Source organism: Paenibacillus sp. FA6 (genome assembly GCF_051550225.1).
Classification (GTDB): domain Bacteria; phylum Bacillota; class Bacilli; order Paenibacillales; family Paenibacillaceae; genus Paenibacillus_AQ.
Genome location: NZ_CP188820.1, coordinates 2,078,999 through 2,092,862, shown reverse-complemented (window position 1 = coordinate 2,092,862; position 13,864 = coordinate 2,078,999). Strand labels below are relative to the sequence as shown.

9 protein-coding genes are annotated in these 13,864 nt (G+C 41.5%); 7 read left to right on the top strand and 2 right to left on the bottom strand.

Translation table 11 applies throughout. From position 1 onward, the window contains the following. The first annotated feature begins 117 nt into the window (after positions 1-117). Positions 118-5,835: a bacterial Ig-like domain-containing protein gene (locus ACP8HI_RS09695; RefSeq protein ID WP_438350885.1), complete on the top strand. Its 5,718-nt coding sequence runs from the start codon at positions 118-120 to the stop codon at positions 5,833-5,835. Positions 5,836-6,198: 363 nt separating this feature from the next. Further along, entirely contained in the window at positions 6,199-6,972 is a 774-nt protein-coding gene (locus tag ACP8HI_RS09690) for a DUF2935 domain-containing protein (RefSeq protein WP_438350884.1), read from the top strand. Between the two features lie 85 nt (positions 6,973-7,057). Here the strand turns inward: ACP8HI_RS09690 and ACP8HI_RS09685 are convergent, their stop codons facing one another. Next, positions 7,058-7,834: an exonuclease domain-containing protein gene (locus ACP8HI_RS09685; RefSeq protein ID WP_438350883.1), complete on the bottom strand. Its 777-nt coding sequence runs from the start codon at positions 7,832-7,834 to the stop codon at positions 7,058-7,060. Positions 7,835-8,213: 379 nt separating this feature from the next. Here ACP8HI_RS09685 and rbsK point away from each other — a divergent pair, with 379 nt between their 5' ends. Genes rbsK through rbsB form a run of 5 tightly spaced genes read left to right on the top strand, consistent with a single transcriptional unit; the run spans position 8,214 to position 12,895 of the window. Beyond that, positions 8,214-9,092 carry a ribokinase gene (gene rbsK / locus ACP8HI_RS09680; RefSeq protein ID WP_438350882.1) on the top strand — a complete coding sequence of 293 codons (879 nt, stop codon included), beginning with the start codon at positions 8,214-8,216 and terminating at the stop codon, positions 9,090-9,092. Between the two features lie 3 nt (positions 9,093-9,095). Beyond that, positions 9,096-9,494, top strand: a complete 399-nt coding sequence (gene rbsD / locus ACP8HI_RS09675) for a D-ribose pyranase (protein WP_438350881.1) — start codon at positions 9,096-9,098, stop codon at positions 9,492-9,494. 17 nt (positions 9,495-9,511) lie between these two features. Beyond that, positions 9,512-10,993, top strand: coding sequence for a sugar ABC transporter ATP-binding protein (locus tag ACP8HI_RS09670; protein WP_438350880.1), 1,482 nt, complete (start codon positions 9,512-9,514; stop codon positions 10,991-10,993). 2 nt (positions 10,994-10,995) lie between these two features. After that, positions 10,996-11,961 carry a ribose ABC transporter permease RbsC gene (rbsC, locus tag ACP8HI_RS09665; protein ID WP_438350879.1) on the top strand — a complete coding sequence of 322 codons (966 nt, stop codon included), beginning with the start codon at positions 10,996-10,998 and terminating at the stop codon, positions 11,959-11,961. Positions 11,962-11,977: 16 nt separating this feature from the next. Beyond that, a complete protein-coding gene (rbsB, locus tag ACP8HI_RS09660; protein WP_438350878.1) occupies positions 11,978-12,895 on the top strand; it encodes a ribose ABC transporter substrate-binding protein RbsB in 918 nt (305 codons plus the stop codon). A gap of 134 nt (positions 12,896-13,029) precedes the next feature. On the opposite strand, the gene ACP8HI_RS09655 is transcribed toward rbsB, so the two are convergent. Further along, positions 13,030-13,788, bottom strand: a complete 759-nt coding sequence (locus ACP8HI_RS09655; protein WP_438350877.1) for a class I SAM-dependent methyltransferase — start codon at positions 13,786-13,788, stop codon at positions 13,030-13,032. Positions 13,789-13,864 lie beyond the last annotated feature (76 nt).

Here is a 13,864-nt window from a genome sequence, read left to right as displayed (position 1 = left end):
GGGCACATAGCTTAACCTATCATCTGAGCAAATGATTATGGAATTTATCGTTTGTAAGCGTTTTAATTAATGGGTCAGATGACAATTACTTATGGTAACGAGAGGGGAATTTTGTTAATGGGAAAACGAAAGCGGTTATTAGCATGCTTGATGTCGTTCGTCTTGTTATTACCTGCGATATCTATTCCGGTGGTTGCTTCAGATCCGCCTGCAGGAATGATTGACATTACCAGTGATTGGCAAGGGAGTGTATTTGGCGATGTAGGGGGAGCAGACAAGATTACACCAGCAAACTTTGGGATTACGGAAAATGGAAGCGGGACGGTTACGCTAAAAAGTGCCGATAACAGAGGTAAGATTTCAGAAAGCACGGATGGGATTGCTTATTATTATAAAGACGTCCCTGTTGATGCCGATTTTGAATTAACGGCAAAGGCTACGGTTGATGCTTGGACAGCGAACAACCAAGTCGCTTTTGGTATTATGCTGCGAGATGAAATATTTATGAACGTCCATGGCGGGGTGTATGGAGTAGGAGACTATGTAGCAGTGGGTGCGCTTGATCAAGATATAAAAGGATTCACTAGACTGGGCGGTGCACAAGGGAAACTCACTTTCGATAACCCGATCGAAGCTCCTACCTCAAACAATGTATATGATTTAAGTATTAAGAAATCCGGAAATAACTACACCTTAAAGGTTGGTAACGAAATAAAAGTTTTGGAGAATTATTCGGGAAGTATTCAATATGCAGGGCTTTTTACGGCAAGGAATACAACGGTAACATTTAGTAATGTAAATTTAAACATTGAAACACCAGTGGATGTAGGAGTTTGGGATTTTAGTGCATTTGGAGGGAATACAAGTGCGATTAAAAATCCCGTTCCGACCGTTCATCCAGATGGATCAATCACCTTGTCAGCAGCAAATGGCGGGAAAATTTCCGGTACAGAAGAAGGCATGTCTTTCTATTATAAAGAAATGCCTGCTGACGCCAACTTTGAAATCGTCGCTAAAGCAACGGTAAAAAGCTTTAATGATACAAGTCTTAATAATGAAAACCAAAAATCATTTGGGCTTATGCTTAAAGATCAGATTGGTGTGAATGGAGTTACAACACTTCATACTTCCAATTATGTAGCAGTCGGAGGTTTTGGTGCTAAATCACCAGCTCTTAATGATATGAGAGGATTTTATAAACTAGGTACTCAAACCAAGCTGAGTCCATTTAGTGGAATCAATATGCCAGCACATAATGAAGTTTATGATTTGAGAATCAAAAAAACCGGAAACGCATACGTAGTAACAGTAAACGGAACGAGCGAAAAAATTGTGCTTAACCAAAACCTATCTAACGATAAGATCTATGCGGGTTTATACGTGGCAAGAGAAGCTGAGATTACTTTCAGTAGCTTGGACATCAAAATGGATACTAGAGTACCTTCCGATCTACGTATAGATACCACGTCCATGAAAAAAACCTATTTAGTTGGAGAAGACTTGGATTTAAACGGGATGACCGTAACCGCAGTGTACGCTGGTGGGGCTGAAGAAGTTCTAACAAAGTTAGATTATCTTGATTCAGGATTTGACAGCAGCAATGTTGGAACAAACCAAGTTACTATACATTTTAACGGAGTAACGGAGACGATTGAGCTAGACATTATTGCTTTAGAAGTCACAGATTTAACGATTAAATATTTCCCGGCTAAGACGGATTATTATGTAGGTGACTCGTTTGATCCGGAAGGTTTTGTTGTTGAAGCTAACTATAACAATGGTTATATGTTAAAAGAATTAACGAACGATCTATACACATTCTCCATTTCCGGTATGGAGATCACTCCTGCTCATGTATTTGATAGTCCAGGAACGATAACGATGGCCGTTACATCAACAGAAACGCCGGCGGCATCTACAACTTTTAACATTGAAGTAAAAAGTGCAGCCATTTCTGAATTGCTAATTAAGAAAAAACCAGAAAAAGAGACTTACTTTATTGGAGACGATCTAAATCTGAACGGTTTGATAGTCTATGCTCAATACGATGACAATACGGAAGTTAGACTCATGAAAGGTGAGTATACCGTATCACCACTTGATTCTACGACTGCTGGTTCCAAATCACTTACAATTACGCATAAAGGGAAGACGGCTGTCTTTACTGTTACTGTGAAAGTAAAAGCTCTCGTCGGGATTGAGGTTACGAAATATCCTCAGACTCTTTATTATATCCTAGAAGATTTCGATAGCACAGGATTAGAAATATCCAAAGTGTACGATAATGCGGACAAAGTACTTTTACCAGTAGGGGAATATACCGTTGACTCGACAACTCACTATGACAACACAAAGCCCGGAGTTTACGAGATCCATATTGCTCCAACGGATACGAACCTACAACCAATTGTCATACATGTCACTGTAAGGGAAAAGACGGAAGTCGAGTGGAAATCAATCCGCTTCGGCCAATCTACATCCGATGCCAACAATAAAGTGATGATTAACACGGACACATCGGTTACGGTTGAAGCGATTGCTGGCAGTGCGGGGAAGGTTACGGGGGATCATGATGGAATCTCTTTCTACTATACGGAGATTGATGCCTCTGAAGATAACTTTGTATTATCTGCTGATATTAAAGTCATTGATTATGCGAAGAATCCGCATGATGGTCAAGAATCTTTCGGAATAATGGCTAGAGATGCGATCGGAACAGCTGGTGATTCCAGTGTGTTCGCTTCAAATATAGCAGCCATAGGTGGATTTAGCGGTTCAACAACGAATGCGAACGGTACTCAATTATTCGTCAGAACAGGTGTGACAACACCGGACGGTGCAGGGAGCCAAGGTATTCAAACGAGAATGATAGAAAATGTAAGACCTGCGTCTAGCAATACGTATCCAGCTCAGCCTTATAGGCTAACGCTTGCGAAAACCAATAGTGGCTACACCGGGAAATTAAATAATGGGACAGAAGCGATATTTTTTACCCCAGATATTTTAAACGTGCAAGATTCCAAAATTTATGTTGGATTCTATGCAGCTCGTCTGGCAACGATTGAAGTCAGCAATATTCAATTTACTGTAACTGCAACACAGACCGATCCACCGAGAATTGAACCGCCTCTGCAGGCCGTTACTCCTGGATTTGAGATTGTGTCGCTCGACAAGACATCTGAGACAGATTACGATTTAATGGTCAAATCAAATGTTGATGGGACGATCACGGTAAAAGAGGGACAAAGGGTCATCGCACAGGACCAAGCAATCGAATCGGGACAACTATTTACAATACCCGCTTCGCTTACCGCAAATGGCCAAACAAACTTCAGTATCACATATTTACCTAACGACACCCAGTTATTAACTTCATACGATAAAATAGTGCGCAACTTTACGGTAACAACGAAATCCTATCTTGGAGATATCTATGTATCCCCATCGGGTACAGTAGGTGGTTTAGGTTCGGTAAGTAGTCCTCTTGACTTGGATACAGCGATCCAATTTGTGGCACCTGGTCAGAAGATCATGATGCTTGACGGAAGATACGTACGTAATTCAAGTATCCACATCAAGAAATATAATGATGGTAAGGCAGCAGCGATGAAATCACTCATTGCGGCTCCGGGTGCACAACCGATCATTGATTTCGATAAGAAATCCGAAGGGGTCGTACTTGGAGGCAACTACTGGCATGTGAAAGGCATTGATTTCACACGTACAGCAGGAAATACGAAAGGCTTTACGGTAGGTGGAAGCTATAACATTATTGAAAGTAGTCATTTTTATGAGAATGGTGACACAGGGTTGCAAATTAGCCGTACAGACATCTCGGAAAATGATAGAGCCCATTGGCCTTCCTACAACCTTATTCTAAACAGCACATCACATGACAATCGTGATCCGTCTGACAACAATGCAGATGGATTTGCGGCAAAGCTTACATCGGGTGAAGGCAATATTTTTAGAGGCTGTATTGCACATAACAACATCGATGATGGCTGGGATTTATACACCAAAGCAGGAACAGGCGCGATCGGCGCTGTTATTATTGAAGACAGCATCGCTTATAATAATGGCTTCTTATCGAATGGTACTACAGGTGCTGGCGATAAGAACGGCTTTAAACTTGGAGGAGAAGGGATCCACGTTCCGCATATAATCAGAAACAGCATCGCTATCGGCAATGGTGCTTATGGATTTACTAGCAATAGCAATCCAGGCGTAATCGCGAGAAATAACATCTCATTTAATAATGCTAAAGGAAATATAAGTTTTACTACGTACGCCAATATCCAAACTGATTTTACAATTGACGGCTTTGTTTCCTATCAGAAAGATTTCACGGCTAAAGACATTTACCCATCAGCATTAAGCTCTGATAAGAACTTTATGTTTAATGGTACTGCATCCGTCAATAAATCAGGTGTACAACTTACGGATGCTGACTTTGTAAGTGTGGTACCTGTTATTCCTTACACAAGAGATGTTACTGGCCAAATCATCTTAGGGGACTTCATGAAATGGAGTACGTCACAGCCCAATCCTGACGGAGGATCAGATGGAGACATACCGGATCAAGGTGGTCCCGGAGGCAGTGGACTTGGGGGTATTATCGGTTCTTCTAGTAGCGGTTCGAGCGATAATAAACTAGGTACACTCATTAAAGCTCTAACTACAATAAAGGGAAATACAGTACAAAGTACAATAACTCAGACGCAATTAAACGGCGCATTAGCTCAAGCGAAAGCAGACGTTACTGGTGTGAAGCAAGTGCAAGTAGATATACCTACAGTAGCAGGTGCCCACAGTTATGAGTTGACATTACCTTCGGCGTCCGTATCGACGGCTGGAAAATTGCAGCAGATTGCCGTTTCTACGGAAATAGCCGATGTTGTGTTGGCTGGTAATATGCTAAGCGGTGTTCTCTTGGCAGATTCACGGACAATCACGTTGAAGATGACGAGGGTAGATCCCGCTACAATACCTACGGACGTTCGCAACGCAATTGGCAACCGGCCTGTGATCGAGTTAAGCATCACAACGGCGGATGGTAAAAAAGTGGGATTCAACAATCCGGATGCTCCTGTTAAAGTATCCATTCCATATCAGCCAACTGCAGAGGAACTCAAATTTCCAGAACATATTTCGATCTGGTATCTTGATGCTTCTGGAAAGGCAATTGCTGTGCCAACCGGCAAATATGATGCAGCAACTGGAAAGGTAACATTCATTACGAATCATTTCAGCCAATTTGCCGTCGTACATGTACAGAAGTCGTTCAAGGATCTGGAAAAGGTTGCATGGGCGAAAAGTGAAATTGAAGTGTTGGCTTCCAAAGGTGTGGTCAAGGGAACAACTACGACAACTTTCTCTCCAAGTGAGAATGTTACACGAGCTGACTTTATCATTATGCTTGTAAGGGCTTTGGGTCTCTCGGCATCCATGGACATGGATTCGAACTTCTCTGATGTCAAGCCAACGGCATACTATTACGATGAAGTCGGTATGGCTAAGAAGTTGGGCATTGTAAATGGGAAGGCTGACGGACAGTTCTATCCGTCAGAGAATATATCAAGACAGGATATGTTCATGATCACAGCCAAAGCGCTTCGAGCTGCGGGGGTATGGGGAGCTAGCGAAGCAGCTTTAACTGAATTGAATGCATTCACTGACCGTACTAACATTTCCGCGTATGCGGTGAGTGCGATTGCTGAGTTGGTTAAGACGGGAATAGTTAAAGGTGATGCGAAATTACAACTGAATCCTCTATCCCAATCAACTCGAGCAGAGGCAGCGATCATCATTTACAAAATGTATAACTTGAACTAAATAAATGGAATCAACGTAAAGTGATTCTATCGTTTACCAGTTAAGTAGGAGTTTGATTGAAATATAAGAAAGCATAAGTTTCACTGATACTGCGATAGAGTCCAATCTGAATGTCTGTCGAGTACCACATACAAAGGGAGCACCCTCTCGATCTTCACGAGCTCCGGGATTATCCAGAACAATCAGTATGGGTGCCATCGTGTTCCCTTCACCGTCATGATGAAAGTCTCCTTTCTGTTCAAATAGATTGTGTTATTAGAAGTGAATTATGCAGTTCATCTATATTTTCATCGCATAGGTAACAAATGATCTGCATACTCATAGGGATAGATACTTCAATTTCACGAACGAGGAGGTGGGACTATGCCCTATACTGATCATTATGAAAGGGACATCTATGGAATTATCGGCTTTTGGGTGGAGAACAATTATGATCATGGTCGATTCTTTGACAGGGAAATAAGCCATCATGAAATGGAACTAGCCCGTGCGAACCAGCATATGATTCAACGTTTGGGAACAATATATGAAAAAACAAGATTGAAAACAGAAGATCCTGGAAAGTTAATTCATGAGGCTCAGCATGCGACACATGAATTCCAATGTTTACTCACGCATACGTTGGATAAAGCTTTACGATGTGAAGTCATCATTTCAACGCCACAAGCACTTCTTGATCATATGATTCGTGAAGCAGAAGAGACGGTGTCAGTCTTTAAATTGTTGCAATCGGGTAATCGAGTTTCACCAGCTGACGCAACGATACATGAGAATTACTTTTGGTTGAGGCAAATGGCCGATCATCTTAGCTTCATAAGCCATTATTTAGATACATCGAATTATGAATTACATGATCAAGTCAGAGCCATGACCAAGAAATTTGAAAATCTATTTCTCCAAGCCAATGCACTCAGAACGATGATCCGTCATCCACGTAAAGAGATACTGCCAGTTCTTAACCAATTTAACCTAATGGTCATTAAAGAAACGAAAGCCCTTGAAGCATTCAAATTGGAGCTAGATGATTTAATCAAACAATGTGCTGCAGTGACAACATCACCGCCAGATTTATTAGAACATGTCGCTAGAGAAGCACATCACTTATGGAGGAACCTAGAGGATAAGGTTATATTGTAATATTTATTAATGGATGCAAAAAATCACTAAGGAGCGCTCTCCATAGTGATTTTTTCTATTTGATATGTGTTGTAAAGATCTCTTCCTATTGCGAGGATGCAGCAACAGGCTGCTTTTCTTTCGTTAATTCTGTGATGAAATATTGCTGTAACTCAGTGAACTTTCTTGGATCTTCAAGCGCCACCTTTTCTTTAAGGTAGCGTTCATGGAGATTCTCCCAAGTGAGAGGGATCTTCTGAAGTGTCATCGAACGAATCGCATTCTTCACCATTCTTCGTTCTTTCGCATTGGAGTAAACATCTTTAAATTGTTGTGTATGTGAGAAGTCTAACTTATCGAAAATAGCTCTGAATACCTCTGACGTCATTCTTGCATCGTCTAATGCCCGATGAGCAGAGCCAGACGGAATAATATTAAGATCTAGCAGAGCGCCTTCGACACTAACATCATTTATAACATTCTTATAGCGTGTGAAACCCTTCAATAAATCAAAATAGTCGGCTGCCATCCAGTAGGCATCATCAAGCTTGTGCATCCGCGTATCATATATAATTCTTTTTAAATCTTCGCCACCCCAGGTGAAAAGGAGATATGACTCGCTTTGATTTAACCAGCTAATGAAATCACTAATGACTTTTACGAATCCGGCAGCTTGATCTATATCTTCCTGCGGAATTCCAGTTTTCTTTTTAATAAAAGAGTTTAGCTTTGAGAAATAAACTGGTTTGATTAATGCTGAGAATTCATCCATATGTCGTAAACCCGAGTCCAATCGGACAGCTCCGATCTCGATTACCTCCATAGGTAGGTCGCTTGCAAATTTGCGACCGTTAAATTCAATATCTAAAATAACATAATCCACGATGGTGCCCCCGTTCTTTAACTTGTTCTATTTTATCAGGGACCATTGTTAGTGTCCATGGTTAAATCAGTTAGAATGATGTTTGCATCATTTTAGTATATGCAGTTGTAATTTAAAAGGATATATGATATTTTAATAATGTAATATGTGTAACCGGTTACACAATCTTATTTTTCGCGTTTACTTGATGCTTATAAGATAAGATTCAGCAATAGGGTTACGGGTTAATATTTAAGAACAGCAATGAAATAGCAGATAAAGAGTTTAATGACATTCGCCCACTGACATCTGACATGGGACGTGAAGAAATTGGTTTACTTATTAAGCTAAATGAACAAGATAAGGTTAACTATAAGAAACAAAAGAAAGGTTGATCATTATGGCTAAGATTTGTGTCATTGGAAGTTGTTCAATGGATTTAGTAGTAACTTCATCGAAGCGTCCTAACGCTGGAGAAACCGTTCTAGGAGAAAGCTTCGCAACCGTTCCGGGAGGTAAGGGAGCGAATCAGGCTGTTGCAGCGGCTCGTTTAGGAGCAGAAGTAACAATGATCGGTCGTATCGGAGACGATCATTATGGGGAAGCGATTACGAATAATTTCCAAATTAACAACGTTCATATGGAGCATCTGAAACCGGTTACAGGTATGGAAACAGGAACGGCTCATATCATATTAGCTGAAGGCGATAATAGCATTATCGTAGTGAAAGGCGCTAATGATCAAGTCACTCCGGATTGTATAGAACAAGCATTAGATACTATTCGTAGTTCTGACATGGTGCTTATACAGCAAGAGATACCAGAAGAGACGGTAACTTATGTGAGTGACATTTGCCATAAATTCAATGTTCCGTTATTGCTCAATCCGGCACCTGCACGTCCAATCAGTGAATCCATTATAGAGAATGCTACGTATTTGACTCCAAATGAACATGAATGTACGGTTTTGTTTGCTGGAATGAGTACGGCTGAAGCTTTAAGAAAATATCCGAACAAGCTATTCATTACAGAAGGTAGTCATGGCGTGCGTTATTACGATGGTAATCAAGAAGTCGTTGTTCCCACTTATAAAGTAGAAGTGATAGATACAACTGGCGCAGGAGATACTTTTAATGCCGCATTTGCTGTTGCTCTGGCTGAAGGGAAATCATTACAAGATAGTGTGAGATTTGCTAACCGAGCGGCTTCTTTATCTGTTACCAAATTTGGTGCTCAAGGCGGTATGCCAACACGAGCAGAAGTAGAGGAGAGCCTTTAGATCATGAAGAGACACGGAACATTGAATAGTCATATTTCCAAAATACTTGCCGACTTAGGGCATACGGATACCATTGTTATTGCAGATGTTGGACTTCCTATTCCAGCAGGCGTTGCCAAGATTGATTTGGCGCTTACACTAGGCGTTCCTAGCTTTCAAGATGTTGTTGATATGATCGTAGAGGATATGGTCATTGAAAAGGTGATTGTAGCGGAAGAGTTAGCTACAGCTAATCAAGCAACATCAGATTACTTAAATCACAAATTTATGGAAATACCTATAGAGAAGTATTCACATGAACAATTCAAGCTGCTCACCCAGAAGGCAAAGGTTATTATTCGCACAGGCGAGGCTAAACCTTATGCTAACTGTATTTTACAAGCCGGTGTCTTTTTCGGTTAAAGAGGGGGTCTACGATTATGCACATTACAATGAAAGGTATCCATAAGGCCTTCGGTGCGAACCGTGTACTGACGGGTGTGGATTTCGATCTTCAGGATGGCGAAGTTCATGCCCTCATGGGTGAGAATGGTGCGGGTAAGTCTACTCTTATGAACATTCTGATCGGACTCCATCAGCGCGACCAAGGAACCATTGTTATAGATGGTCAGGAAACGTACTTCGCGAATCCCAAAGAGGCGGAACGAAGTGGAATCGCCTTTATCCATCAAGAGCTGAATGTCTGGTCGGATATGACCGTACTAGACAATTTATTCATAGGGAAGGAACGGACAACGAAATGGGGTCTATTGAATACGAATGAAATGAAGGCTCTAGCAGATGAGCAGTTCCGCAAACTCTCTGTGACGATTCCGTTGAACCGTGATGCGGGGGAATGTTCAGTAGGTGAGAAACAAATGATTGAGATTGCCAAAGCTTTGATGACCCACGCTAAAGTGATCGTGATGGACGAGCCCACTGCTGCATTAACAGAGAGGGAAATACAGAAGCTGTTTGAAGTCATCGCATCACTGAAAAAAGACGGGGTCTCTATCGTCTATATCTCGCATCGGATGGAAGAAATTTTTGCGATATGTGATCGAATCACAGTCATGCGTGATGGCAAAACGGTTGATACGAAGGCTATTCCTGATACCAATTTTGATGAAGTAGTCAAAAAGATGGTTGGTCGAGAATTAACAGACCGTTTCCCTGAGCGTACTTCCAATCCCGGAGAAGTCGTGCTCGAGGTTAAAAATGCTTCGAAGAAGGGGCAATTCAAAGACGTGAATTTCTCGCTACGTTCTGGTGAAATTATTGGATTCTCAGGATTAATGGGTTCGGGACGTACCGAAATGATGAGAACGTTATTCGGATTAGATAGATTAGATCAAGGTGAGATCTGGATTCGGGGAGAAAAGATCACGATCCGAAACCCTGACGATGCAATGAAAGCAGGTATAGGATTTGTTACGGAAGACCGAAAAGACGAAGGATTAGTTCTTGATTTCTCCATTCGAGAGAATATGGTACTTACGAACCTATATAGTTTTGCACCCAAAGGATTGATTAACGAAAAGAAAGAACAAGAATTTGTAGACATTCTCATTCAACGTTTGCAGATCAAAACACAGTCCTCAGCAACACTAGTCCGTAATCTATCTGGAGGAAATCAACAGAAAGTGGTTATCGCGAAATGGATTGGCATTGGTTTAAGTGTCCTCATCTTGGATGAACCTACACGTGGGGTTGATGTTGGAGCTAAACGAGAAATATATCAACTCATGAACGAATTAACGGAACGTGGTGTAGCCATTATTATGGTCTCATCAGAGTTGCCGGAAGTGCTAGGAATGAGTGATAGAATACTGGTCGTTCATGAAGGTGAAATCAGTGGCGAACTTACGAAACAGGAAGCTACGCAAGAGAATATTATGACGCTAGCTACAGGGGGGCAATAGAGATGACCACTAATGATGGAAGTATAAAAAAGGGATTTCAAATCGGACAAATCACACAAAAACTAGGTCCCTTACTAGGACTACTCATCCTGATTATTATCGTAACCGTGTTAAACCCGAGCTTTTTAGAGCCGCTTAATATTCTGAACCTACTTAGACAGGTCGCCATTAATGCGCTGATTGCATTCGGAATGACCTTTGTTATATTGACAGGAGGCATTGATTTATCCGTTGGTTCAATTCTCGCATTATCCAGTGCCCTAATGGCCAACCTGATGCTCTCAGGACTAGATCCGATCTTAGCTATTATCGTTGGTTGTTTGCTAGGTGGCGTGATGGGTATGGTTAACGGACTCATGATTACAAAAGGTAGAATGGCTCCATTTATCGCAACATTAGCGACCATGACTATTTTCCGTGGATTAACGCTTGTATATACGAATGGTAATCCGATTACAGGTCTTGGTGACAGCATGATGTTCCAATTATTTGGCCGTGGTTACTTTCTAGGTATTCCTGTTCCAGCAATCACGATGATTGTCGTATTCGTTGTCTTGTGGGTCGTCTTACACAAAACACCATTTGGTCGCAAAACGTATGCGATTGGTGGTAACGAGAAGGCATCCATTATTTCCGGTATCAAAGTCGATCGCATCAAAATTATGATTTATTCGTTAATTGGGATGTTATCCGCATTAGCAGGTGCGATTCTAACTTCTAGACTGAATTCAGCGCAACCGACAGCAGGTACCTCTTATGAGCTAGATGCCATTGCAGCTGTTGTATTAGGGGGCACGAGCTTAACAGGTGGGCGCGGACGAATTGTAGGTACTCTGATTGGTGCGCTTATTATCGGTATATTGAACAATGGATTAAACTTGCTCGGAGTATCCTCATTCTACCAGATGGTAGTCAAAGGGATTGTCATTGCGATTGCAGTATTATTAGACCGTAAGAAAGCGGCATAAGAGGGGGGATTCTAACATGAAAAAGGGTACATTAATCATTATTTCCATGCTATTAATATTGATGACAGGATGTTCATTGGAACCACCAGAGTGGGCAAAGTCGAACAAGAGTGGCAACTTGGACAATATGAAAATCGGGCTATCGATTTCAACGTTGAATAACCCTTTCTTCGTATCATTAAAAGATGGTGTTATGGCAGAGGCGAATAAGCAAGGATTGAAAGTTATCGTGATCGATGCGCAAAATGATTCTGCTAAACAAAGTAATGACGTAGAGGATTTAATGCAACAAGGTGTGAATGCCCTATTAATCAATCCAGTGGATTCATCTGCGATCTCTACGGTGGTGCAGACAGCCAATAGCTTAGATATTCCTGTGATTGCTCTGGATCGATCTTCTGATAAAGGGGAGATTAAAGCACTTGTGGCTTCGGACAATGTCAAAGGGGGAACCATGGCGGCAGAGTACATCATCGAACAACTCGGTAAAGGTGCCAAGGTGATTGAATTGGAAGGCTCACCAGGAGCATCAGCCACTCGTGAACGTGGGAAAGGATTCCATGAAGTGGCTGATACTCAGCTCGATGTCATTGCGAAGCAGTCTGCTGACTTTGACCGTACCAAGGGCTTAACGGTGATGGAGAACTTATTGCAAGGGAACCGCGGTGTCCAAGCTGTGTTCGCTCACAATGACGAAATGGCACTGGGTGCGATTGAAGCGATTCAAAGTTCAGGTAAAAAGATTCCCGTTATTGGATTTGATGGCAATGAAGATGCTTTGAAATCAATTCAAGCGGGTAAATTAACGGCAACGGTTGCTCAACAACCTGAATTAATCGGGGAACTATCTGTTCAAGCAGCTAAAGATGTTCTAGAGGGCAAGACCGTGGAAAGTTTGATTGCTGCACCACTTAAGTTGGTAGTAAAAGAGTAATAGAGGACACGGTTACAATGATCGTTCCACATTGTTAACACTGCTCTTAGCCATATCTGGCTAGGGCAGTGTTTTTGATATCAACAATTATGAATTTTTACGATATTATACATACCAAGGTAGTGCTGATTTAGCTATTTAACTGCGATAATGGCGAACATTGGACGATGCTGATTCAGAATCTGCTCGGTTTCACTGTGAACCGCTGAGTCAAAGCCCTGCAATACAGTAACAGATTGAAATCCGATGTAGGTCAGCATATCGACATCCCAGGCTGGCCGTTTCACATAACTCAGTGGCAATGTTAAGGCGATTTGATCACCTTCTGAGATTTCCTCCTCTGTTCGATAAGGGACATATCCTGCTGTAATAGCCTCTTTCTGAGCAATGTTGAAGAGTGCTGCTTCCTTCGGATCAGTTAAGAACAAGTTCCAATTCCCGTCGAATATAATCGTTTCTCCATCTTCATTTAGCCATTCATGCCACTTCTGATAGACGCCTACAGGATTCGGTAGAAACCAAGTTACATTGCGGGAAATGATCAGATCGAATGTCTGCAGTGGAGCGAATTCTAAAATATCTGTTTGAATAATGTTGATCGTGCAGTCGTACTTTTCGGCGTTCTTTTGAGCTTTCTGAATCATTTCAGGAGAGGAATCAATAGCTGTTACATGGTGCCCCATACGAGATAACAGAATACCGAAGAAGCAAGGGCCGGTTCCGACGTCGAGTACCTTTAGCTCTTTTTTATCCTTTAGCAGCTTACTTATTATCGCTTCCCATTTACCATAAGACTCATTCATGATTTCATTTTCTACGATCCCATCATAAATATCGGCACCTTTATCCCAATAGGCTTGATGTTCCTTTTGCTGCTCTTTGCTGACAGTCATATTATCTCTCCTTTTATTTAGCTTGTAAAAAATACTTGCTAATAGTAATCTTTACGATTATCATTTAACCTTAGTT

What these genes read in the sequence shown, in the direction of transcription:
- ACP8HI_RS09695 (WP_438350885.1), top strand. Translation starts at nt 118, where the DNA reads ATGGGAAAACGAAAGCGGTTATTAGCATGCTTGATGTCGTTCGTCTTG.
- ACP8HI_RS09690 (WP_438350884.1), top strand. Translation starts at nt 6,199, where the DNA reads ATGCCCTATACTGATCATTATGAAAGGGACATCTATGGAATTATCGGC.
- rbsK (WP_438350882.1), top strand. Translation starts at nt 8,214, where the DNA reads ATGGCTAAGATTTGTGTCATTGGAAGTTGTTCAATGGATTTAGTAGTA.
- rbsD (WP_438350881.1), top strand. Translation starts at nt 9,096, where the DNA reads ATGAAGAGACACGGAACATTGAATAGTCATATTTCCAAAATACTTGCC.
- ACP8HI_RS09670 (WP_438350880.1), top strand. Translation starts at nt 9,512, where the DNA reads ATGCACATTACAATGAAAGGTATCCATAAGGCCTTCGGTGCGAACCGT.
- rbsC (WP_438350879.1), top strand. Translation starts at nt 10,996, where the DNA reads ATGACCACTAATGATGGAAGTATAAAAAAGGGATTTCAAATCGGACAA.
- rbsB (WP_438350878.1), top strand. Translation starts at nt 11,978, where the DNA reads ATGAAAAAGGGTACATTAATCATTATTTCCATGCTATTAATATTGATG.
- ACP8HI_RS09655 (WP_438350877.1), bottom strand. Translation starts at nt 13,788, where the DNA reads ATGACTGTCAGCAAAGAGCAGCAAAAGGAACATCAAGCCTATTGGGAT.